Raw genomic sequence first — 21,351 nt, 5'->3', positions numbered from 1 at the left:
GTCCGCGCCCGTCGCGTCGGCCGGCCGGCACGGCACCTGGCCGCGGCCGGTCCGCCGTCGTACCGGCTTGCTGGAAGCGGACAGTACGACCGGCCGGCCGGCCCCCGACATGTGAGGGACAGCCAGGACCGCGCATTCCCGCATGGTTCGCGCACCCATGGCGTCAGCGGCGGAGGCTGTGACACGTGACGGGCCACGCGCACCGGCACGGCTCGGGTGCTCCCGGCGTACAGAACCTGCCGGCCCGCCTCGGCCGTCGGCCCATGGTGGCGGCACCTACCTCATGGCTCGAAAATGTGTCGACGACCCACGTGTCCCACCTCATGGGTCCTCCCTACGGTGTTCGGCCATGGACAGCACCAAGAGCCCCCACGAGGGCTCGCCCCAGCATCCCGGCCCCGGTGGCAGCACCGGGCCCGGCCTGGCCTCGACCAGGTTCCTCACCGGCCGCAAGGTTCTGGTCACCGGTGCGGCCAGCGGGATCGGCCGGGCCTGTGCCGAGGGCTTCGCCGCGGCCGGTGGCGAGGTCTACGTGGTGGACCGGGCCGCCGAGGCCGCCAAGGAGGTGGCCGAGGCGATCGGCGGTGTCGCCGTCGTGGCCGACCTCTCCCTGGCCGACGCCGTGGACGCGCTGCCGGACGACGCCGACATCGTGGTCAACAACGCGGGCCTGCAGCACATCGCACCGGTGCACGAGTTCCCGCCGGAGCGCTTCGCGCTGATCCAGCGGGTCATGGTGGAGGCTCCGTTCCGCATCCTGCGCCGCACCCTGCCCCACATGTACGCGCGGGGCTGGGGCAGGGTCGTCAACATCTCCTCGGTGCACGGTCTTCGGGCCAGCGCCTTCAAGGCGGCGTACGTCACGGCGAAGCACGCGCTGGAGGGCCTGAGCAAGGTGGTCGCCCTGGAGGGCGCCGCGCACGGCGTGACCAGCAACTGCATCAACCCCGGCTACGTCCGCACGCCGCTGGTCGAGGAGCAGATCGCCAACCAGGCGCTCGCCCACGGCATCTCCGCCGCGGACGTGATGGACCAGGTCTTCCTCGAACGCACCGCGATCAAGCGCCTGATCGAGCCGGCCGAGGTCGCCGAGGCGGCGCTGTGGCTGTGCACCGGCCGCAGCGGTTACGTCACCGGCAGCTCGATCCCCCTGGACGGCGGCTGGACGGCCCACTGAGGTCCCGTCCGCCCGTGCGCCGCCTGCCCGGCGCAGCGCACCCACCTACTCCTCCGGACCTCTGCCCTTCGTCCCCCACAGGCGGCCGGGTCCGGCGGTTCCGCTCCCTCATCCCTCCGAAAACGGTGACAACCATGCCCCTCGCTCACAACGCCGTGAACGACCCAGGTACCTCCCCGAGCCCGCGCGGTCTGCGCAAGATCGTCGCCGCCAGCCTGATCGGCACGACCATCGAGTGGTACGACTACTTCCTCTACGGCTCGGCCGCCGCCCTGGTCTTCGGCCGTGTCTTCTTCCCCGAGTCGGACCCGCTGACCGGCACTCTGCTGTCCTTCCTCACCTACGCCATCGGCTTCGCCGCGCGCCCGATCGGCGCCGTGGTCTTCGGCCACTTCGGCGACCGCCTCGGCCGCAAGAAGCTCCTGGTGATCAGCCTGCTGATGATGGGCCTGTCCACCGCCCTGATCGGCTGCGTCCCCGGCTACGACACGATCGGTGTCGCGGCACCCGTGCTGCTGACCACCCTGCGGCTTGTCCAGGGCTTCGCTCTCGGCGGCGAGTGGGGCGGCGCGGTGCTGCTGGTGTCCGAGCACGGCGACGCGAAGCGGCGCGGCTTCTGGGCGTCCTGGCCGCAGGGCGGCGCACCGGCCGGCAACCTGGTCGCCGTAGGAGTGCTCTCCTTGATGACCACCCTGCTCCCCGACGACGCGTTCGACTCGTGGGGCTGGCGGGTGCCGTTCCTGCTCTCCGCCGTCCTGGTCATGATCGGTCTGTGGATCCGGCTGTCCGTCGACGAGTCCCCGTTGTTCAAGGAGGCGCTGGCCAAGGCCGAACGGCGCAAGGCGGAGCAGCGCGGCGAGCAGCCGCCGTTCGTCGCGGTCGTGCGCAACCACTGGCGGGACATCCTGATCGCGATGGGCGCGCGCATGGCCGAGAACATCTCGTACTACGTGATCACCGCGTTCGTCCTCACCTACTGCGTCGAGCACCTGGGGCTCGGCAAGCAGACGGCGCTGAACGCGGTGCTGATCGGCTCGGCCGTGCAGTTCTGCCTCATCCCGCTGTTCGGCGCGCTGTCCGACCGGGTCGGGCGCAAGCCCGTGTACCTGGTGGGTGCGGTCGGCGTGGGCCTGTGGTCGTGGGCCTTCTTCGCCCTGCTCGACACCAGGTCGTTCCCCGCGCTGGTCCTGGCCGTCACCGTCGGCCTGGTCTTCCACAGCGCCATGTACGCGCCCCAGGCGGCGTTCTTCTCCGAGCTGTTCGCCACCCGGATGCGTTACACCGGTGCCTCCATCGGGGCCCAGCTGTCCTCGGTGGCCGCGGGCGCCCCGGCCCCGCTGATCGCGACGGCGCTGCTCAGCTCCTACGGCGGCTCCACCCCGATCTCGGTGTACGTCGGGCTGGCCGCCGTGATCACCGTGATCGCCGTCGTCGCCTCCCGCGAGACCCGCGGCAGTGACCTGGCCTCGATCGAGCCGGACGACTCCGCGACGCGGACGGCCGCGGACCAAAAGACGGCCGCGTCCGCCTGACGGCAGCCGCCGCTGCCCGGCCCGAGGGCCAGGGTCCTCCCGCCGGGGAGGGGCCTGGCCCTCCCCGGCCGTTCCCTCCCCGGCCATTCCCTCCTCGGCCGTGCGCCGATTCCCGTGTCCGTCGACTACGCAACGGTTGCCCGCCCATGCCGCACGAACCCACTCCCGTCGCCCGCCATCTGCGCCGGCTGCTCGAACTCCTCGCCGCGGGCGCTCCCGCCGAAGACCTCGGCGCGGTCGCCGTCGAGGCCCGCGGCAGCGGGGCCGCGGCCGAGGAGCTCGCGGAGATCGACCTGGCCACCGAGGCGGCGCTGCGCGTGCGGACGACACTCCGGCAGCACCGGCGCCGGGAGGCGGAGCTGACCGCGCTCTTCGACACCGCCGGCGACCTCGCGGCCCTGCGCGACCTCGACGCCGTGCTGCGCTCCATCGTCCGGCGCGCCCGGATGCTCCTGGGCACCGACACGGCCTACCTCACGCTGCCCGACGAGGAGGCCGGCGACACGTACATGCGGGTCACCGACGGCTCGGTGTCGGAGCTGTTCCAGAACCTGCGCCTGGAGCTCGGTGAGGGCCTTGGCGGTCTGGTCGCGCAGACGGCACGCCCCTACGCCTCCCCCGACTACCGCACCGACGAGCGCTTCCTGCACACCGGCAGCATCGACGCCGGGGTCCTGGACGAGGGCCTGGTGGCGATCCTCGGCGTCCCGCTGCTGCTGGGCTCGGGCAGCGGCGGCCAGGTCATCGGCGCCCTGTTCGCCGCGGACCGCACACCCCGCACGTTCGCCCCGGACGAGGTCGCCCTGCTGTGCTCGCTGGCCGACCACGCCGCCATCGCCATCGACACCGCCGCGTCGATGGCCGACGCGCGGATCGCGATGGACGAGCTCGCGGAGGCCAACGCCGTGATCCGTGAGCACTCCGCGGCCATGCAGCGCGCCGAGGAATCGCATGACCGGCTGACCGACCTGGTGCTGCGCGGCGGCGAACTCTCCGACGTGGCCGCCGCCGTGGCCGGACTGCTGAACGGGGACGTCGCGGTCCACGACGGCTCCGGGTGGCCGCTGACCGCGGTCGCCGTGCACGATGGCGCACTCGCCGGGGAACCGGAGGCCACCGGCGGCACGGAGGAGGAGGCCGCGGCGCTGGTCGCGGCGGCGGAGAGCTCACGCGCGGCCGCGCACGCGGTGTTCCGGGACGGGCGCTGGGTGTGCGCGGTGCTGGCCGGGCAGGAACTGCTGGGCTGTCTGGTGCTGTTCGGGCGGCCGGATCTCGACGGCCCCGACCGGCGCCTGTTCGAGCGGAGCAGCGTCGTGACCTCGCTGCTGCTCCTGCTGCGGCGTTCGGTCGCGGAGACCGAGAACCGCGTACGCGGCGACCTGCTCACCGATCTGCTCACCGCGCCCGACCGCGACCGGGCCGGCCTGGTGGCCCGCGGCCGCCGCCTCGGGCTCGACCTCGACCGGCCCCACCTGCTGCTCGTCGCCCGGTCCGGCGACGCGGTCCGCGGCCGGCTCGCGGATGCCGCCGTGCAGTACCTGTTCGGGTGCGGCGGTGTCGGCGCGGAGCACGAGGGCACCGTGGTGCTGCTGCTCCCGTGCGACGGCACCGGACCGGGTGAGGCGGCCCGCGCCGCCGCCGGGCAGCTCGGCCGGCTGACCGGCGCACCGGTCACGGTGGCCGGCGCCGGACCGGCCACCGGGCCGCGGGCCGTCGCCGACGGGCACGCCGAGGCCCTGCGCTGCCTGCGGGCCCTGCGGGTGCTCGGCCGCGAGGGGCAGGGTGCGAGCGTCGCCGACCTGGGCTTTCTGGGGGTACTGCTGGGAGACATCCACGACGTGGACGGCTTCGTCACCGCCACCTTGGAACCCTTGCTGGACTACGACGCCCGGCGCGGCACCCAGCTGGTCCGCACGCTGCGCGCCTACTTCGACTGCGGCGGGAGCCTGACCCGGGCGAAGGAGACCCTGCACGTGCACGTGAACACGGTCGTGCAGCGCCTGGACCGCATCCAGGCGCTGCTCGGCCCCGACTGGAACACCCCCGAACAGACGCTGGAACTGCAGCTCGCCCTGCGCCTGCACCTGCTGTCGGAGGCCTGACGCCGGGCGGGTGTGCCCGGGACGGCACCGGCCGCCCGGGTCACCCGGACGCCGTACCGCCCGGATCCCCGGACGTCTCCACCCCGGCCGCGGCCAGCAGATGCCGTGCCACGACCCGGGCGCCCACGTCGCCGACGACGATGCTGTAGTGGTTGGTTTCGGGCACCGGCAGGGCGCGCACCCTGCCCGGGTCGAGGCCGGCGGCGGCCAGCCGCCGCTCGTCGTACAGGCCCTGCGGCTCGTCCATCAGGCCCCGTGGCGCCCACAGCAGCACGGCGGGGAGGGGCAGCCGGTGCACCGCGCCCGAAACCAGCGCACCGAGCTGGTCCACACCGTCGGTGCGGACCGCCTCCAGACTGCAGGACGAGCGCAGTTCGGGCTCCTGCCCGACGAGGTCGCGCTGGATGTAGTCGTCCACCCACGGCGACCAGGAGCCGGCGAAGCCGGGATGCGACTGCCAGAACGCGCGGTAGGCCTCCCGGTCCGGGAAGGTCATCGACAGGCGCCGCATGGCCGGGCCGAGCACCGAGGTGATCAGCTCGTCAGGGTCCAGGCCGGCGGGAACGGGGAAGCCCACGCCGCCGTCCACCAGCAGCAGGCCCGTCAGCAGGTGCGGGTGGCGCACGGCGGTCAGGGCCGCGGTGAACGCGCCCATGGAGTGGCCGGTCAGCACCACCCGGCCCCCGCCCAGCGCCTGCACCACGGCCGCCATGTCGTCGGCGTGGGCCGCGATGCCGTACGGACCGGGCACCTCCCCGCTGCGGCCCCGGCCGCGCAGGTCGGGCGCCACCAGGGTGACCCGGCCGGCCAGGTGGTGGGCCACGCGGGCCCAGCTCAGGCCGTTGGCCGTGATGCCGTGCAGCGCCAGGACCACCGGCGCGCCCGGATCGTCGGCCGGCCAGCGCGACACGGCCAGCCGCCCACCGGTGACCGGCACCCGGAACTCCTCGCGTGCCGGTGCGGCGGCGTCCTGCCCGGCCGTCGTTCCGTTCTGCGCAGCGGGACTGGTCACGCGGGAACCTCCTCGCGGTCGGCGGTGGTGGGGGACGGGCGGGCGGCGCGCAGCCGGGCCGGGAGCCGTGCCACGCCGCCCGGCAGCAGATATATCACCGCGACGAACAGGGCGCCGAGCAGGAACAGCGGCTGCGAGAGCGGCACCCGGACCACGGAGGGCAGGCCGGCGACCGTGTCCGAGCCGGCCAGGTCGGCGAGCCGGTGGTCGGCCCAGGTGTAGAGGATGCCTCCGACCATGGGGCCCCACCGGCTGCCCGAACCGCCCAGCACCACCATCACCAGCAGGGACAGGGTGAAGTCGGAGGTGGTCGTCTGCGGGGTGGCGCCGCCGGTCAGCAGCAGGTAGACGATGCCGCCGAGCGCGGCCAGGGTGCCCGCCAGCACGAAGGCGACGAGCTTGAAGCCGTAGGGGCGCAGGCCCAGCACCTCCACCCGGCGCTCGTTCTCCTTGATGCCCTCCCAGACCCGGCCGACGGGTGAGCGGACCGCCCGGTGCACAACGGCCAGCACCACCACGAGGTAGGCCAGGGCGATCCAGTACAGGTTGGCGGTGTGCTCGATGCCGACCAGCGCGGCGGGCAGCCTGTCCGCGGGGGCGGCCCTGCCCTCCTCGCCGCCGGTGACACCGCCGGGATCGCGCTGCACGAGGATCGACGCGGCCTGCGCGAAGGCCAGGGTGACCATGGAGAATCCGATACCGCTGACGCGCAGGCTGACCGCGCCCAGCAGGGCGGACAGCACCACGCCCGCGAGCAGGCCGAGCAGCGCCGACGCGGCGAACGGCAGGCCCGCCTCGAGCATCACGGTGTTGGTGACGTAGGTGCCCGCGGCGAAGTAGAGGGCGTGTCCGAAGGACAGCAGCCCGGTGCGGCCGAGCAGCAGGTCGTAGCCGGTGGCCAGGCCGCCGAAGAGCAGGCACAGGGCCAGCAGTTGCAGGTTGCCGGGGCCGCCGATCGGCCCGTCGAGCAGGCCCGGCAGCGGCAGCGCGCTGTAGGGCACGGTGAACAGCGCCGCCAGCAGCAGGGCGGGCCACCAGCGGGCGGCTCGCCGCAGCCGCCGGGAGCGGGTGGCGAGGGGGCGGTCGGCCGTGCGGGACCCGCCGCGCGGCTGGGTGGCGGTGGTCATGCGAGCCTCCCGGTGAGCCCTCGCGGTCTGACGAGCAGGAGGGCGGCGAGCAGGACGACGACGGCGAGGTCGCCGAGCCCGGCGGTGGTGTAGTAGTTGGCGAACTGCTGGACGAGGCCCACGGCCACCGAGGCCAGGGCGGCACCGGTGAGCGAGCCCATGCCGCCCGTCACGACGACCACGAAGGCGAAGATGAGCAGCGACGTGCCCTGTTCGGGGTCGACGGAGCCGAAGTAGAGGCCGCCCAGGGCACCGCCGAGGGCCGCCGCCGCGCCGCCGATGGCGAAGACCAGGGTGAAGGCCTTGCGCACGTCGATGCCGAGCGCGGTGACCATCGCCCGGTCCTCCACCCCCGCGCGGACGACCAGTCCGTGCCGGGTCCGGCCCAGGAACAGCTTGAGCGCGCCCAGCACGGCCAGGGCCGCCCCGATCAGCACCAGGCGGTCGAGGGGCACTTCGGCGCCCAGCAGGGCGAAGGTGCCGGACAGCGCCCGCGGACCGGGGAAGGGGCGGGCGTCGGACCCCCAGATCGCGGACAGCAGGGCCGGCAGGGCCAGGCCGACGCCCACCGTGGCGAGGATCTGCTCGCGAGGGCGGGTGTAGAGCGGGCGGATCACGGCGAGTTCGAGCACGACGGCGGCGACGGTGCCCACGGCGGTGCCGAAGACGACGGCGAGGACGAACCCGGCCCCGCCGGCCCCGGCACCGGGCAGGTGACCGGAGGCGGCCCACCAGGTGCCGTAGGCGCCGACGGACAGCAGCGCGCCGTGGGCGAAGTTGAGCACGTCCATCAGCCCGAAGATCAGCGACAGGCCGGAGGCGACCAGGAAGTACAGGGCACCCAGGCCGAGTCCGGTGAAGGTGAGCAGCACGACGGTGGACATCAGGCGTCTGCCTCCGTGGTCCGGGCGGCGGGACGCGCCGCGGTGCTGACGGCCGCCTCGCCGGCCGGCCTGCGGGTGCTGCCGACGGCGAGCAGCCGGCGGGCGGCCTCGGCGTCGGCGAGGAGGTCGGCGGCCGGGCCCTGGTGCGCGGTGCGGCCGTCGGCGAGGACGACGCAGTGGCGGGCGAGGCGGCGCACGAGGGCGAGGTTCTGCTCCACGAGCAGGACCGGCACCGCCTCGGCGGCGCGCTCCAGCACCTGGGCGACCTCGGTGACCACCTTGGGCGCCAGGCCCTTGGTGGGTTCGTCGGCGATGATCAGCCGGTTGCCGTTGAGCAGCGTGCGGGCGATGGCGACCATCTGCTGCTGGCCGCCGGACAGGGTGCCGGCGGCCTGCCGGGCGCGTCGTTCCAGCTCCGGGAACAGCTCGTGGACCAGGTCGTAGGCCGGTTCACCGGCGCCGGGCCGCTCGGCCAGCCGCAGGTTCTCGGCCACGCTGAGGGAGGCGAACACGCCGCGGTCCTCGGGGGCGTAGCCGATGCCCCGGCGCACCAGGGCGTGGGTGGCCAGGCGCACCGTCTCCTCGCCGGCCAGCAGCACGCTGCCGGTCCTCGGGACCAGTCCGAGGATGCCGCGCACGGTGGTCGTCTTGCCGGCGCCGTTGCGGCCCAGCACGGCGGTGGTGCCCGAGGCGGCCACCTCCAGGTCGACGCCGTGCAGGATGTGCTTGCCCCCGATCACGACCCGCAGATCGCGCACGGTCAGCAGGGGCGGGGCGGCGGGGGTCACAGCTCCTCCCCCAGGTATGCCTGCTGCACGGTGGGGTCGGCCATCACGGACCGCGGGCCGTCCAGCGCCAGCAGTGTGCCGTGGTGCATCACGGCCAGCCGGTCGGCCAGGTCCAGCAGCACGTCCATGTGGTGCTCGACCATGAGCACGGTGCGTCCCTCTTCCTTGTGCAGCGACCGGATGAGTTCGGTCAGCGCGGGCACCTCCTCCGCGCTCACCCCCGCCATCGGCTCGTCCAGCAGCATCAGCCGGGGTTCGCCGACGAGCAGGACCGCGAGTTCGAGCTTGCGTTTCTCGCCGTGCGAGAGGGCTTCGGCGCAGGTGTCCGCGCGGTGGGTGAGCTGGGTGCGGGAGAGCACCCCGTCGACGCGTTCCGGGGAGGTGTCGGCACGGCGCCAGATCCGGTACGAGCCGCCGTCGGCGGCCTGGGCGGCGAGTCTGACGTGGTCGGCGACCGTCATGCCCGGCCACAGGCTGGAGGTCTGGAAGGTGCGCCCGAGGCCGCGCCGGGCGCGGGCGTAGGCGGCCTCGGCGGTGATGTCGCGGCCGTCCAGCTCGATCGTGCCCCGGGAGGCCGGGTTGAGCCCGCTGATCAGGTTGAACAGGGAGGTCTTCCCTGCGCCGTTGGGGCCGATGAAGGCGAGGAACTCGCCTTCGCGGACGTCGAAGGAGACGGCGTCGACGATGGTGGCGCCGCCGACCGTCCAGCCGATCTCGCGCAGCCGGAGCACCGGGGCCGGGAAGGCGGGTGCCTCCCCGGCGTCCGGAGCCTCCGGGACGCTCGGTGACGTCGTGTCGGAGGAGGTCATCGGCTCAGCCCGCCGCCTTCGCGGCCGGCGGTGCGACGGCCGTCATCGGGATGCTGTCGGTCAGCTTGGGCCGGGCGGCGCTTCCGCTGCCGCTGAGCGTGGCCGTGAACATGGGCTGCAGCAGGGCGTGGTCCTTCGCGCGGATCTGCTCCTTGCCCTTGGGCCCGTCGAAGGTCCAGCCCTCCAGCGCCTTGGCCATGGCGGTGGTGTCGGTGGCGCTGCCGGACTCGATCGCGTGCACGATCATCTGGGCGGCGGTGAAGCCGTCCGGGCTGAACAGGTCGGGGGTGCCGCCGGCCTTGGTGATGCCGTCGAGCATGGCCTTCTCCACGGGGGTGCCGCCGGCGGCGCCCGGGAAGTAGTGCGCGAGGAAGGCGACCTTGGAGCCGGCCGCGCCGAAGATCGGGTACGAGGCGGTGCCCGCGAGTCCGGTGACGACCTTGCTCGCGTCCAGCACGCCCTGCTGGTTCAGGGCGGTCCACAGGGCGGGTGCGGTGGCGCCGGCCCAGGCGACGAACACCAGGTCCGGCTTGCCGGCCCTGGTCTGGCGGGCGAAGGGCGTGAGGTCGGTGGCGCTCGGCGGAGCGAGCACGGAGCCGACGTGCGCGCCCTTCGCGCCGAGGACGGCCTTGACCGCGGCCACGTTGGCCTGTCCGAAGGCCGAGTTCTGGGCGAGCACGGTGACCTTCTTGCCCTGGGCGTCGCCGAGCAGGGTGCCGGCCGCGAGGATGTCCTGGTACGACTGCCGGCCCGAGCGGAAGGTGTAGGCGTTGATGCCGGTGACCGCGTCGGTGGCGGCGGGTCCGCTGACGTAGAGCACCTTGTTCTGCGCGGCCAGCGGAGCCATCTGCAGGGCCACACCGGAGTCGGTGGTGCCGGCGAGGATCTTGCAGCCCTTGCCGACGAGGGTCTTGGCCGCGGCGACCGCCTTCGCCGGGTCCCCGGCGTCGTCCTGTTCGGTGACCTGGATCGGGTGGCCGTCGGCCTTGTTCGTGCCGTGCGTGGCGTAGGCCAGGCCCGCCTTGAAGCCCTCCTCGTACTGCTTGCCGTAGGCGGCCAGCAGTCCGCTGCGGGAGTAGACGAGGCCCACCTTCACGGGAGCCGTCCTGCCGTCCGAGCCGGCCGTCGCGGTACCGGCGGTGCCGGCCGAGGAGCAGCCCGCGACCAGGGCGCCGGCCGCGAGCAGGGTGAGGGCCCGGACGGATCTGCTTCTGAGGGTGTCCGTGAGGTGAGAACGCATGGCGAACGGCTCCTGACAGTGTGTCGCCCGCCCGCCGCCGGGGCCCGCCGGCCTTGTCCGGGACGGCGGGTTCGCTGTGGGGCGACGGGAGTGCGGTGCTGGATGGCCGGAACCCTAGGAGCGCCGTACGACAGGCGGCATGGTGCCAATCACCGTTCTTTGAGGCCCAGTCATGGCGTCGACACACATGGCCCGTGCCGGTCGCTCCGGGCAAAGGTGAGCAGCGCCCGGTCCGGGCCGCGCGGTGGTGACCGGGCCGGGCCGCCAGAGGCAACACACCCCGGTGGAAGAGGAAACGGCATGGACAAAGTGGTGGCCGCGGCCGCGCGGGCAGTGGCGGACATCCCCGACGGCGCGACGCTCGCGGTCGGCGGGTTCGGCCTGTGCGGCATACCGTCGACGCTGATCGCCGCGCTGGCCGAGGCGGGCGCGTCGGGCCTGCGGGTGGTGTCCAACAACTGCGGTGTGGACGACTGGGGTCTGGGACTGCTGCTGCGGGCCGGCCGGATCGCCCGGATGACCTCCTCCTACGTGGGTGAGAACAAGGAGTTCGCCCGCCGGTACCTGACCGGCGAGCTGGAGGTGGAGCTGACACCGCAGGGCACCCTCGCCGAGCGGCTGCGGGCCGGCGGCACCGGCATCCCCGCGTTCTACACCCCGGCCGGGGTGGGCACCCAGGTCGAGGAGGGCGGCCTGCCCTTGCGGCACAGCGCCGACGGCGGCGTGGCACTGGCGTCTCCGCCCAAGGAGACACGGCAGTTCGGCGACCGCCGCTACCTGCTGGAGGAGGCCATCACGGCCGATTTCGCCCTGGTACGGGCCGAGGTCGCCGACCGGCACGGCAACTGCGTCTTCCACGCGGCGGCGCGCAACTTCAACCCGCTGTGCGCGATGGCGGGACAGGTGACCCTCGTGGAGGCCGAACGCATCGTGGACGCCGGCGAACTGCCGCCGGACGCCGTCCATCTGCCGGGCGTGTACGTGGACCGTGTGATCGCCGTCGACGCCTCGCTGGACAAGCGCGTAGAGCGCCGAACCGTGCGTCCCGCCCCCACCGGCGGCCAGGCAGCCGTCCGGCGCGCCGGCACCGGAGCAGCCCTCTCACACACGGCCACCGAAGCAGCCCTCTCGCGCACCGGCACCGAAGCAGCCCTCTCGCGCACCGGCACCGAAGCAGCCCTCTCACGCACGGACTCCGAGGAGAAGTGACCATGCCGCTCGACCGCCACCAGCTCGCCGCCCGCGCCGCCCGGGAGCTGCGCGACGGCCAGTACGTCAACCTGGGCATCGGCCTGCCCACGCTGATCCCCAGCCACCTGCCGGACGGGGTGCACGTGGTGCTGCACTCCGAGAACGGCATCCTGGGCGTGGGCCCCTACCCGTACGACGGCGAGGAGCACCCGGATCTGATCAACGCCGGGAAGGAGACGGTGACCACCGTCGCCGGCACCTCCTACTTCGACTCGGCCTTCTCCTTCGGCATGATCCGGGCCGGCCGGATCGACGTCTCCGTGCTCGGCGCCATGCAGGTGTCGGCCCACGGCGACCTGGCCAACTGGATGATCCCCGGCAAGATGGTCAAGGGCATGGGCGGTGCGATGGACCTGGTCCACGGCGCCCGCCGGCTGCTGGTCGTGATGGAGCACGTCGCCAAGGACGGCAGCCCGAAGATCGTCGAGGAGCTGACCCTCCCCGCCACGGGCCGCCGTGTGGTGGACCGGGTCATCACCGACCTGGCGGTCATCGATGTCACGCCCGGCGGCCTGCTCCTGACGGAGACCGCGCCGGGCGTCACCGTACGGGAGGTCATGGCGGCGACGGCCGCCCCCCTTCGCGTCGACCGGGACCTGCCGGCACCCGGCGCCGACCAGGGCCTGCCGACGCTCGCATCCGGCTGAACCGCCCCGGCCCGACCCCCTGAGCGCTGTCGTCCGATTGCGCAAGGTGAAGCACATCACGTTGGCCGGCACTCTCCTCGCGGGTAGGTTCCAGCGATCAAGGGAGATGGACGCCGTATCACTTCCACGAGCGCTAGTCCTCCCCAGGACCTTCCTCTGACGAGAGATACAGGACATGTCGGCTGAAGCACCCTCGCACCACCCTCCGCAGCTCATCGGCGTGGTCGCCGAGTCCGCCTCCGGGGAGACGCGCGTGGCGGCGACCCCCGCGACGGTCCGCCTGCTGCTGAAACTCGGCTACGAAGCCGTCGTCGAACCCGGAGCCGGCGAGGCCTCCGGCTTCGACGACCAGGCGTACGCCGAGGCCGGCGCGGAGATCGGCGAAGCCTGGAACGCGGACGTCGTTCTGAAGGTGAACGCCCCCTCCGGCTCGGAGATCACCCGGCTGCGGGAGGGCGCGACCGTGGCCGGCCTCCTCGCGCCCGCGCAGAACGCCGAACTGCTGCAGGAGTTGTCCCGCGCCGGGGTGACCGCCCTGGCGCTGGACGCCGTGCCGCGCATCTCACGCGCCCAGTCGATGGACGTGCTCTCCTCGATGGCGAACATCGCCGGGTACCGGGCGGTCATCGAGGCCGCGCACGTCTTCGGCAGGTTCTTCACCGGCCAGGTCACCGCGGCGGGCAAGGTCCCGCCGGCGAAGGTGCTGGTGGCCGGCGCGGGTGTGGCCGGTCTGGCGGCGATCGGCGCCGCGTCCAGTCTGGGCGCGATCGTGCGGGCCACGGACCCGCGGCCCGAGGTCGCGGACCAGGTGAAGTCCCTGGGCGGCGAGTACCTGCCGGTGAACGTGGTCCAGGAGGCCGGCACCGACGGCTACGCCAAGGCGACCTCCGCCGACTACGACCGCGCCGCCGCCGAGCTCTACCACGAGCAGGCCCAGGACGTGGACATCGTCATCACCACCGCGCTGATCCCGGGCCGGCCGGCGCCGCGCCTGCTGACGGCCGCCGACGTGGCGGCGATGAAGCCGGGCAGCGTCATCGTCGACATGGCCGCCGCGATGGGCGGCAACGTCGAGGGCACCGTGGCGGGCCGCACGGTGGTGACCGACAACGGCGTCACCATCATCGGCTACACCGACCTGGCCTCCCGGCTGCCCGCCCAGGCCTCGCAGCTGTTCGGCACCAACCTGGTGAACCTGCTCAAGCTGCTCACCCCCGGCAAGGACGGCCGGCTGACGGTCGATTTCGACGACGTCGTGCAGCGGGCCGTGACCGTGGTGCGCGGCGGCGAGGTCACCTGGCCGCCGCCGCCCGTCGCGGTCTCGGCCGCACCCGCCGCGCAGCCGGCGGCCGCGCCCGAGGCGCCCGAACCGAAGAAGTCCGGACTGACGCCCGCGTGGCGCTTCGGCCTCATCGGGCTCGGCATGCTCGCGATGTTCCTGCTGGTCGCCTTCGCTCCGGCGCAACTCGCGGAGAACTTCACGGTGTTCGCGCTGGCGGTGGTGATCGGCTACTACGTCATCGGCAAGGTGCACCACGCGCTGCACACACCGCTGATGTCGGTGACCAACGCGATCTCCGGCATCGTCGTGATCGGTGCCCTGCTGCAGATCGGGCACGAGAACAACCTCGTGACCGCCTTGTCCTGCGTGGCGATCCTGCTGACGAGCGTGAACGTCTTCGGAGGTTTCGCCGTCACCCGCCGCATGCTGTCCATGTTCTCGAAAGGCTGAGCCGAGATGACCTCCATGACGGCCTCCCATGCGGCTGATCTGGTCGCCGCCCTGCTGTTCATCCTCAGCCTGGCGGGCCTGTCCCAGCACCGCACCTCCCGCGCCGGCGTCGTCTACGGCATCGCCGGCATGGCCCTCGCGCTGGTCGCCACCATCGTGGTGGCGGCACAGAGCATCAGCGGCGGTGCGGTGGCACTGATCCTGATCGCCACCGCGCTCGGCGCGGCGATCGGTCTGCAGCGCGCCCGCAAGGTCGAGATGACGCAGATGCCCGAACTGATCGCGGTGCTGCACAGCTTCGTCGGCCTCGCCGCGGTGCTGGTGGGCTGGAACAGCTACCTCGAGGTGGAGTCGCACGGCGAGGCGCAGACCCGGATCGGCGCCGACCTGCTGGGCATTCACCACGCCGAGGTGTTCATCGGCATCTTCATCGGCGCGGTCACCTTCACCGGCTCGATCGTCGCGTTCCTGAAGCTCTCGGCCCGGATCAAGTCCCGTCCGCTGGTGCTGCCCGGCAAGAACGCGCTCAACGTCGGTGCGCTCGTCGCGTTCGTGGCGCTGACGGTCTGGTTCACGATCACCCCGAACCTGCCGTTGATGATCGCGGTGACCGTGCTGGCGCTGGCGCTGGGCTGGCACCTGGTCGCCTCCATCGGCGGCGGCGACATGCCCGTGGTCGTCTCCATGCTGAACAGCTACTCGGGCTGGGCGGCCGCCGCGGCCGGCTTCCTGCTCGACAACAACCTGCTCATCGTCACGGGCGCACTGGTCGGCTCCTCCGGTGCCTACCTGTCGTACATCATGTGCAAGGCGATGAACCGCTCCTTCCTCTCCGTCATCGCGGGCGGCTTCGGCATCGAGGCGCCCTCCGGCGGCCAGGAGGAGGAGGGCGAGCACCGCGAGGTGCGCGCCGCGGAGGCGGCCGAGATGCTCGCCCACGCCCGCTCGGTGATCATCACGCCCGGCTACGGCATGGCCGTCGCCCAGGCCCAGCACCCGGTCGCCGAGCTCACCCGGCAGTTGCGCGAGCGGGGCGTCGAGGTCCGGTTCGGCGTCCACCCCGTCGCCGGCCGCCTTCCGGGCCACATGAACGTGCTGCTGGCCGAGGCGAAGGTGCCCTACGACATCGTCCTGGAGATGGACGAGATCAACGACGACTTCGCCGACACGTCCGTCGTGCTGGTCATCGGCGCGAACGACACCGTCAACCCGGCCGCCGCGGAGGACCCCACGAGCCCGATCGCCGGCATGCCGGTGCTGCGCGTCTGGGAGTCGGAGCAGGTCATCGTCTTCAAGCGCTCGATGGCCTCCGGCTACGCGGGCGTGCAGAACCCGCTCTTCTTCCGCGAGAACAGCAGCATGCTCTTCGGCGACGCCAAGCAGAGCGTGGAGGCGATCCTGCAGGCGCTCAGCACCGACGGCCGCCGCGAGGCGGCCTCGGCCGCACCCCAGGCCACACTGGCCGGCCGCTGAGGCCGTCGCCCTGTGGACTGACGTCCTGAACTCGGCCGGCGGCGGGTGGTGTGCCGTCCACCCGCCGCCGGGCGGGCGGCGCACCGGCGGCAGTCCTGCCCGCCTCGCCCCGGGACCTACGCCAGGAACGACAGCCGCACCTTGCGGTCCGGGTTGTCCTTGTTCGTGTCCACCAGGCAGACCGACTGCCACGTGCCCAGCTCCAGCCGTCCGCCCACCACCGGCAGCGTCGCGTGCGGCGGGACGATGGCCGGCAGGACGTGGTCGCGGCCGTGGCCGGGGCTGCCGTGGCGGTGCTGCCAGCGGTCGTCGGCGGGCAGGAGGGTGTGCAGGGTGGCGAGGAGGTCGTCGTCGCTGCCGGCGCCGGTCTCCAGGACGGCGATGCCCGCGGTGGCGTGCGGGACGAAGATGTTGAGGAGGCCGTCACGTCCGCCCGCCACCTCCCGCAGGAAGGACTCGCAGTCTCGGGTCAGGTCGAGGACCCTCTCCGCGGAGCCGGTGGAGACGTTCAGGACTCGGGTGGTGAAGGCGTCTGACATGCCTCCATCGTGACCCATGCGGCGCACTCCGTACGGCAGGGGAAGATCCACGGACCCGTCCGAGTTGGTAGAAGCGTGAACAACACGCGCGAGGTCGAGGTGGTCGTCGTAGGCGCGGGTCAGGCCGGTCTGTCCAGCGCCTATCACCTGCGCCGCACCGGCTTCGAGCCGGAGCGCGACTTCGTGGTGCTGGACCACTCCCCCGGCCCGGGCGGCGCCTGGCAGTTCCGGTGGCCGTCGCTGACGTACGGCAAGGTCCACGGGATGCACGCACTGCCGGGGATGGAGCTGACGGACGCCGATCCGGCGCGGCCGTCGTCGGAGGTCGTCGCCGAGTACTTCGCGGCGTACGAGCGCACCTTCGATCTGCGGGTGCGGCGGCCCGTGGCGGTGCGGGCCGTGCGCGAGGGCTCGGGCGGGCGGCTGCTCGTCGAGACCTCGGACGGCGACTGGTCGACGCGGGCGCTGATCAATGCGACCGGTACGTGGGACCGGCCGTTCTGGCCGCGCTACCCCGGTCAGGAGACCTTCCGGGGGCGGCAGTTGCACACCGCGCAGTACCCGGGGCCCGAGGCGTTCGCCGGGAAGCGGGTCGTGGTGGTGGGCGGGGGCGCCTCCGGCACGCAGCATCTGCTGGAGATCGCCGGATACGCGGCGTCCACCACCTGGGTCACCCGGCGTCCGCCCGTCTACCGCGAGGGCCCCTTCACCGAGGAGTTCGGACGGGCGGCGGTCGCGCTGGTGGAGGAGCGGGTGCGGCGGGGACTGCCGCCCAGGAGCGTGGTCTCGGTGACCGGACTGCCGCTGAACGACGCCATCCGGAAGGGCCTCGCGGACGGCGTCCTCGACCGCCTGCCGATGTTCGACCGGGTCACGCCGGACGGCGTGGAGTGGGCGGACGGCCGGCACGTCGACGCCGACGTCATCCTGTGGGCGACCGGCTTCCGCGCCGCGATCGACCACCTCGCGCCGCTACGGCTGCGTGAGCCGGGCGGCGGCATCCGCGTCGAGGGCACCCGGGCCGTGGCCGACCCGCGGATCCATCTGGTCGGCTACGGCCCGTCGGCCAGCACCATCGGCGCCAACCGGGCGGGCCGGGCGGCCGTACGGGACATCCGGAGACTGACGGCCGAGACAGCCGAGACGGCCGAGACGGCCGAGCAGACCGAGGAGCCCGCCGTCGCGTGACGTCCCGCCGCACCGGACCGACACGGACCGACCCGGACGACCCGGGCCGGGCTCACTTCGACGGGGAGGTCTTCTTCTGCGCGGCGTTGAACTCGGCCACGTTGCGCTGGTGTTCGGCGTAGTCGGCCGTGAAGCGGGTGTCGCCGGGCCTGACCGTGACGAAGTACAGCCAGTCGCCCGGCGTCGGGCTGATCGCGGCGCGCATCGCGTCCTCGCCCGGGTTGTCGATCGGCGTCGGCGGCAGGCCCATGCGCTGGTAGGAGTTGTAGGGGCTGCTCAGCTTCGTGTCGGCGGAGGTGGTCTTCAGAGTGGCGCGTTTCAGGGCGTAGTTGAGGGTGGAGTCCATCTGCAGCGGCATGCCGCGTTCGAGCCGGTTGAAGACGACGCGCGCCACCTTGCCCATGTCGTCCTTGGAGGCGGCCTCGGCCTGCACGATGCTCGCGACGGTGACCGCCTGGTAGACGTTCATCGCGTTGCGCTGGGCGCCGGCCGCCGTGGGGGCACGGTTGAACTTCTTGTCGGCGGTCTGCGCCATGGCCGTCAGCAGGGACTCGGGGGTCGCCTTCGCGGGGACGGGATAGGTCGCCGGGAAGAGGTAGCCCTCGGGGTTGCCCTCGGCGTCCTTCGGCAGCTTCAGATGGGCCTTGGCCAATGACTTCCTGGTGCTGCCGGCGGGCAGGTCCAGGGTCTTGTCGACGGCGGCGTAGATCTGGCTCGCGCGCCAGCCCTCCGGGATCACCAGGGACGCGGGCCGGGCGACCTCGGCGCTCCGGATCATCCACAGCGGCACCGCCACGACGGTGCCGGCCACGACGGCCCCGGTCACGACGAGGACGAGCTTGCCCCGCCGCGTCAGTCGAATCGTGCTCCGTGGCGGAGTGTTCTTCTGCATGCGGGCACGGTAACCCGCATAACGTCACAATCCCGGCATATGTTCAGCTCGTCGGCTCCAGTTGGGTATCCCGGCGTACCAGGGCCGCGTAGCGCCCGTCCTGCTCCAGCAGTTCTTCGTGCGTGCCCCGTTCGGCGACGCTGCCGGAGTCGAGGACCACGATCTGGTCGGCACCGCGGACGGTGGACAGCCGGTGGGCGATGGTGAGCGTGGTGCGGTCGGCCGACAGGGCGTCGATCGCGGCCTGCACGGCGGCCTCGGTGCGGTTGTCCAGGGCGCTGGTCGCCTCGTCCAGGATCAGCACGGGCGGATCGCGCAGGATGGTGCGGGCGATGGCCAGGCGCTGCTTCTCACCGCCGGAGAAGCGGTGGCCGCGCTCGCCGACGACCGTGTCGTAGCCGTCCGGCAGGGACGCGATGTGGTCGTGGATCTGGGCCGCCTTCGCCGCCGTGCGCAGCTCCTCGTCGGTGGCGTCCGGCTTGGCGAAGCGCAGGTTCTCGGCGACCGAGGCATGGAAGAGGTACGTCTCCTGGGAGACGACGCCGACCGCGCGGGCCAGGGTGTCGAAGTCCAGGTCGCGCACGTCGACGCCGTCGAGCGTGACGCGGCCGCCGCTGACGTCGTAGAGCCGTGGGACGAGATAGCCGAGCGTCGACTTCCCGGCGCCGGTCGGGCCGACGACCGCGAGGCTGCTGCCAGCGGGGACGGTGACGTCGATGCCGTCGAGGATCGGGCCCCTGTTGTCGTCGTCGCTGCCGTCGTAGCGGAACTCGACGTCCTCGAAGCGGACTTCGCCCTTGATCTGGTCGAGGTGGACGGGGTTGTCCCGTTCGGTGATGTCGATCGGCAGGTCGAGGTATTCGAAGATGCGCTGGAAGAGGGCGAGCGAGGTCTGGATCTGCACGCCGGTCGACAGCAGGCTGACGGCGGGGCGGAACAGGCCCTGCTGGAGCGAGACGAAGGCGACGATCGTGCCGATCGAGACCTGCGGACCGCCCAGCTGGAGGGCGATGCCCGCGGTCCAGTAGATGACGGCCGGCATGGCGGCCATGACGATCGTGATGACGGCCATGCGCCAGCGGCCGGCCATGTTCGAGCGCACCTCGAGGTCGACCAGGCCCTCGGACTCCTCGGAGAAGGACTGCGTGAGGGAGCCGGAGCGGCCCATGGTGCGGCCGAGCAGGATGCCGCTGACGGAGAGCGACTCGGTGACGGTCGCGGCCATCGCGGCCATCTGCTTCTGCCGCTGGGTGGTGATCTTCTTGCGTTCGTTGCCGACGCGGCGGCTGACCCACACGAAGACCGGCAGCAGCAGCAAGGAGACGACGGTCAGCCGCCAGTCGAGCGCGATCATCGCGACGATGGTGGCGACCACGCTGGTCACGTTGGAGACCAGGGAGGTGGCGGTGGAGGTGACGGTGGCCTGCATGCCGCCGATGTCGTTGGCGATGCGGGACTGGACCTCGCCGGTGCGCGTGCGCGTGAAGAACGCGAGGGACATGCGCTGGAGCCGGCCGTAGACGGCGGTGCGCAGGTCGTGCATGACGCGCTGCCCGACGGTGGTCGAGATCAGGGTCTGCAGGACGCCGAAGACACTGGTGAGGACGGCGCTGAGGATCATGCCCAGCGCGAGCAGGCTGAGCAGGCCGGTGCGGCCGTGGGGAATCGCGACGTCGAGGATCGCCCGCAGCAGGAAGGGCGTGGCGACGGACACCAGCGACGAGGCGCCGACCAGCAGGCCGACGACGGCGAGGCGTCCGCGGTAGGGACGGAAGAGGCGCAGAATGCGGCGCACCTGCCGGGGCTGCTCCTTGGCGTCGGCCGGCGGTGTCCAGCGGGGTTCACGGTCGGGGTGCATGGGCTCCTACGGGTTCGGGATCGTCGGGATCGAGGAACATCGAAGAACATCGAGGAACATCGGAGAACCTCGAAGAACGACGAGCCGGCGCGGGTCCGGCGCCGACTGAGGGACCTTAGCTCATTGTTACCTATGCTCACAATGAAATAGGTCCTGATATTGTTCCCGCATGACCACCCCGGACACCGACAGCCTGCTCGCCGAGCAACTGCTGCGGTTCACCCGCCGCATGCACCGCGTCCAGAAGCGCCACATCGAACGGGCGGGTCTGGGTGTCACCCCGGCGCAGTCCCGGCTGCTGCGCACGCTGGCGCACTACGACGAGCCGCCCCGCATGGCGGACCTCGCCGAGCGCCTGGAGGTGGTCCCCCGCGCCGTGACCACGCTGGTGGACGGGCTGGAGGCGAGCGGCAAGGTGCGCCGCGCGCCCGACCCGACCAACCGCCGGGTGATCCGCATCGAGCTCACCGAGGACGGCCGTACGGCGCTGCGCGCACTGCGCGAGGCGCGCCGCTCGGCCGCCGCCGAGGTGCTCGCGCCGCTCACGGACGAGCAGCGCGAGGTCCTCGGCGGACTGCTGGACACGCTGGTGGACAGGGACGTGCCGGTGCCCGGCCACCGCTGCTGACCGGCCGCGCGGCCCGTTCGGCAGCGGTCGCGGTCCCCCGTGAGCACACCCCGCACGGTGGGGAGCGTGCGGTCGCAGCAGCCGGCCGATCCGTACAGCCGGTGGCGCTCGCCGGTGGCGCCGGACGCGTGCCGCCGCTCGCGCGGCACGCCCGTCGTGCACGCGGCGTCCCCGCCGACGGTGTCGTCCAGCCGCGACCAGCAATTCCGCCGGCCGCCGCGCGTCTCGACGGCCGTGGCACGGTCGCCCGGAGTCAGCACGGTCCGCAGCCGGGCGTCGTCGCCGAGCGTGATGGTGGCGTGTTCCACGGCCGGTCGGCGGCCGGCGCAATGAGGCGTCCACCGGTTCGCCGGGCAGACGGAACTGCCGAAACGCGCCCTAGAAGGCTCATGAAGATCTTGGGGTTCTGGCCCCGCCGCGTGAGCGGCGGGGCCAGACTCGTTTCGTGGTGATGGGGGAATGGGCCGGGGAG

The 21,351-nt window shown here is 72.7% G+C and carries 18 protein-coding genes and 1 pseudogene; 9 read left to right on the top strand and 10 right to left on the bottom strand.

The window, feature by feature from the left end; all coding sequences use genetic code 11:
* Window positions 1-349 precede the first annotated feature (349 nt).
* The 3 genes from ACIRPX_RS28055 to ACIRPX_RS28045 all read left to right on the top strand — a co-directional run bounded on the left by ACIRPX_RS28055 (window position 350) and on the right by ACIRPX_RS28045 (window position 4,811).
* The gene (locus ACIRPX_RS28055) at window positions 350-1,177 is read left to right on the top strand and encodes a 3-hydroxybutyrate dehydrogenase (RefSeq protein ID WP_404200157.1); all 828 of its coding nucleotides are present in this window, start codon (window positions 350-352) and stop codon (window positions 1,175-1,177) included.
* A gap of 134 nt (window positions 1,178-1,311) precedes the next feature.
* Entirely contained in the window at window positions 1,312-2,709 is a 1,398-nt protein-coding gene (locus ACIRPX_RS28050; protein WP_404200154.1) for an MFS transporter, read from the top strand.
* 146 nt (window positions 2,710-2,855) lie between these two features.
* The gene (locus ACIRPX_RS28045) at window positions 2,856-4,811 is read left to right on the top strand and encodes a helix-turn-helix domain-containing protein (protein WP_404200151.1); all 1,956 of its coding nucleotides are present in this window, start codon (window positions 2,856-2,858) and stop codon (window positions 4,809-4,811) included.
* A gap of 40 nt (window positions 4,812-4,851) precedes the next feature.
* On the opposite strand, the gene ACIRPX_RS28040 is transcribed toward ACIRPX_RS28045, so the two are convergent.
* The 6 genes from ACIRPX_RS28040 to ACIRPX_RS28015 form a co-directional block, all read right to left on the bottom strand.
* Entirely contained in the window at window positions 4,852-5,748 is an 897-nt protein-coding gene (locus ACIRPX_RS28040) for an alpha/beta fold hydrolase (RefSeq protein WP_404200445.1), read from the bottom strand.
* 71 nt (window positions 5,749-5,819) lie between these two features.
* Complete coding sequence (locus tag ACIRPX_RS28035) at window positions 5,820-6,950, bottom strand: branched-chain amino acid ABC transporter permease (RefSeq protein WP_404200149.1); 1,131 nt, start codon at window positions 6,948-6,950, stop codon at window positions 5,820-5,822.
* On the bottom strand, window positions 6,947-7,834 hold the full coding sequence (locus tag ACIRPX_RS28030; protein WP_404200146.1) for a branched-chain amino acid ABC transporter permease: 888 nt from the start codon (window positions 7,832-7,834) through the stop codon (window positions 6,947-6,949). The genes ACIRPX_RS28035 and ACIRPX_RS28030 overlap by 4 nt, the downstream gene beginning before the upstream one ends.
* Window positions 7,834-8,622, bottom strand: coding sequence for an ABC transporter ATP-binding protein (locus ACIRPX_RS28025; RefSeq protein ID WP_404200143.1), 789 nt, complete (start codon window positions 8,620-8,622; stop codon window positions 7,834-7,836). Before ACIRPX_RS28025 ends, ACIRPX_RS28030 begins: the two co-directional genes overlap by 1 nt.
* The gene (locus tag ACIRPX_RS28020) at window positions 8,619-9,431 is read right to left on the bottom strand and encodes an ABC transporter ATP-binding protein (RefSeq protein WP_404200141.1); all 813 of its coding nucleotides are present in this window, start codon (window positions 9,429-9,431) and stop codon (window positions 8,619-8,621) included. Before ACIRPX_RS28020 ends, ACIRPX_RS28025 begins: the two co-directional genes overlap by 4 nt.
* A 4-nt stretch (window positions 9,432-9,435) precedes the next feature.
* Window positions 9,436-10,671 (bottom strand): substrate-binding domain-containing protein, encoded by a 1,236-nt coding sequence (locus ACIRPX_RS28015; protein WP_404200139.1) that lies wholly within the window; start codon window positions 10,669-10,671, stop codon window positions 9,436-9,438.
* Between the two features lie 300 nt (window positions 10,672-10,971).
* On the opposite strand from ACIRPX_RS28015, the gene ACIRPX_RS28010 reads away from it, so the two are divergent.
* From ACIRPX_RS28010 to pntB, 4 genes are all read left to right on the top strand, one after another.
* Window positions 10,972-11,880, top strand: coding sequence for a CoA transferase subunit A (locus tag ACIRPX_RS28010; RefSeq protein WP_404200136.1), 909 nt, complete (start codon window positions 10,972-10,974; stop codon window positions 11,878-11,880).
* A gap of 2 nt (window positions 11,881-11,882) precedes the next feature.
* Window positions 11,883-12,569 carry a CoA transferase subunit B gene (locus tag ACIRPX_RS28005; protein ID WP_404200133.1) on the top strand — a complete coding sequence of 229 codons (687 nt, stop codon included), beginning with the start codon at window positions 11,883-11,885 and terminating at the stop codon, window positions 12,567-12,569.
* 175 nt (window positions 12,570-12,744) lie between these two features.
* Window positions 12,745-14,301, top strand: coding sequence for a Re/Si-specific NAD(P)(+) transhydrogenase subunit alpha (locus tag ACIRPX_RS28000; protein WP_404200130.1), 1,557 nt, complete (start codon window positions 12,745-12,747; stop codon window positions 14,299-14,301).
* A gap of 6 nt (window positions 14,302-14,307) precedes the next feature.
* Entirely contained in the window at window positions 14,308-15,774 is a 1,467-nt protein-coding gene (pntB, locus tag ACIRPX_RS27995) for a Re/Si-specific NAD(P)(+) transhydrogenase subunit beta (RefSeq protein ID WP_404200127.1), read from the top strand.
* 116 nt (window positions 15,775-15,890) lie between these two features.
* Here the strand turns inward: pntB and ACIRPX_RS27990 are convergent, their stop codons facing one another.
* Complete coding sequence (locus ACIRPX_RS27990; protein WP_404200124.1) at window positions 15,891-16,313, bottom strand: YjbQ family protein; 423 nt, start codon at window positions 16,311-16,313, stop codon at window positions 15,891-15,893.
* Window positions 16,314-16,388: 75 nt separating this feature from the next.
* Here ACIRPX_RS27990 and ACIRPX_RS27985 point away from each other — a divergent pair, with 75 nt between their 5' ends.
* Window positions 16,389-17,501, top strand: coding sequence for an NAD(P)-binding domain-containing protein (locus tag ACIRPX_RS27985; protein WP_404200121.1), 1,113 nt, complete (start codon window positions 16,389-16,391; stop codon window positions 17,499-17,501).
* A gap of 52 nt (window positions 17,502-17,553) precedes the next feature.
* Here ACIRPX_RS27985 and mltG read toward each other — a convergent pair whose 3' ends face one another.
* The gene (gene mltG, locus ACIRPX_RS27980; protein WP_404200118.1) at window positions 17,554-18,393 is read right to left on the bottom strand and encodes an endolytic transglycosylase MltG; all 840 of its coding nucleotides are present in this window, start codon (window positions 18,391-18,393) and stop codon (window positions 17,554-17,556) included.
* Window positions 18,394-18,436: 43 nt separating this feature from the next.
* Window positions 18,437-20,251, bottom strand: a complete 1,815-nt coding sequence (locus ACIRPX_RS27975) for an ABC transporter ATP-binding protein (protein ID WP_404200115.1) — start codon at window positions 20,249-20,251, stop codon at window positions 18,437-18,439.
* 169 nt (window positions 20,252-20,420) lie between these two features.
* Between ACIRPX_RS27975 and ACIRPX_RS27970 the strand changes: the two genes are divergently transcribed.
* Window positions 20,421-20,879, top strand: coding sequence for a MarR family winged helix-turn-helix transcriptional regulator (locus ACIRPX_RS27970; protein WP_404200112.1), 459 nt, complete (start codon window positions 20,421-20,423; stop codon window positions 20,877-20,879).
* Between the two features lie 20 nt (window positions 20,880-20,899).
* Here the strand turns inward: ACIRPX_RS27970 and ACIRPX_RS27965 are convergent.
* Window positions 20,900-21,175: pseudogene (locus ACIRPX_RS27965) on the bottom strand (peptide-N4-asparagine amidase); the annotation flags it as partial.
* Window positions 21,176-21,351: the final 176 nt, after the last annotated feature.

Source organism: Streptomyces sp. NPDC101225, from assembly GCF_044767585.1.
Taxonomy (GTDB): Bacteria; Actinomycetota; Actinomycetes; order Streptomycetales; family Streptomycetaceae; genus Streptomyces.
This window is presented reverse-complemented; position numbering and strand designations above follow the sequence as displayed.

Excerpts from the sequence above, each read along its gene's own strand:
- pntB (WP_404200127.1), top strand. The coding sequence starts at position 14,308 with ATGACCTCCATGACGGCCTCCCATGCGGCTGATCTGGTCGCCGCCCTG.
- ACIRPX_RS27990 (WP_404200124.1), bottom strand. The coding sequence starts at position 16,313 with ATGTCAGACGCCTTCACCACCCGAGTCCTGAACGTCTCCACCGGCTCC.
- ACIRPX_RS27975 (WP_404200115.1), bottom strand. The coding sequence starts at position 20,251 with ATGCACCCCGACCGTGAACCCCGCTGGACACCGCCGGCCGACGCCAAG.
- mltG (WP_404200118.1), bottom strand. The coding sequence starts at position 18,393 with ATGCAGAAGAACACTCCGCCACGGAGCACGATTCGACTGACGCGGCGG.
- ACIRPX_RS27970 (WP_404200112.1), top strand. The coding sequence starts at position 20,421 with ATGACCACCCCGGACACCGACAGCCTGCTCGCCGAGCAACTGCTGCGG.
- ACIRPX_RS28010 (WP_404200136.1), top strand. The coding sequence starts at position 10,972 with ATGGACAAAGTGGTGGCCGCGGCCGCGCGGGCAGTGGCGGACATCCCC.
- ACIRPX_RS28020 (WP_404200141.1), bottom strand. The coding sequence starts at position 9,431 with ATGACCTCCTCCGACACGACGTCACCGAGCGTCCCGGAGGCTCCGGAC.
- ACIRPX_RS28035 (WP_404200149.1), bottom strand. The coding sequence starts at position 6,950 with ATGACCACCGCCACCCAGCCGCGCGGCGGGTCCCGCACGGCCGACCGC.
- ACIRPX_RS28045 (WP_404200151.1), top strand. The coding sequence starts at position 2,856 with ATGCCGCACGAACCCACTCCCGTCGCCCGCCATCTGCGCCGGCTGCTC.
- ACIRPX_RS28015 (WP_404200139.1), bottom strand. The coding sequence starts at position 10,671 with ATGCGTTCTCACCTCACGGACACCCTCAGAAGCAGATCCGTCCGGGCC.
- ACIRPX_RS28055 (WP_404200157.1), top strand. The coding sequence starts at position 350 with ATGGACAGCACCAAGAGCCCCCACGAGGGCTCGCCCCAGCATCCCGGC.
- ACIRPX_RS28005 (WP_404200133.1), top strand. The coding sequence starts at position 11,883 with ATGCCGCTCGACCGCCACCAGCTCGCCGCCCGCGCCGCCCGGGAGCTG.
- ACIRPX_RS28030 (WP_404200146.1), bottom strand. The coding sequence starts at position 7,834 with ATGTCCACCGTCGTGCTGCTCACCTTCACCGGACTCGGCCTGGGTGCC.
- ACIRPX_RS28050 (WP_404200154.1), top strand. The coding sequence starts at position 1,312 with ATGCCCCTCGCTCACAACGCCGTGAACGACCCAGGTACCTCCCCGAGC.
- ACIRPX_RS28000 (WP_404200130.1), top strand. The coding sequence starts at position 12,745 with ATGTCGGCTGAAGCACCCTCGCACCACCCTCCGCAGCTCATCGGCGTG.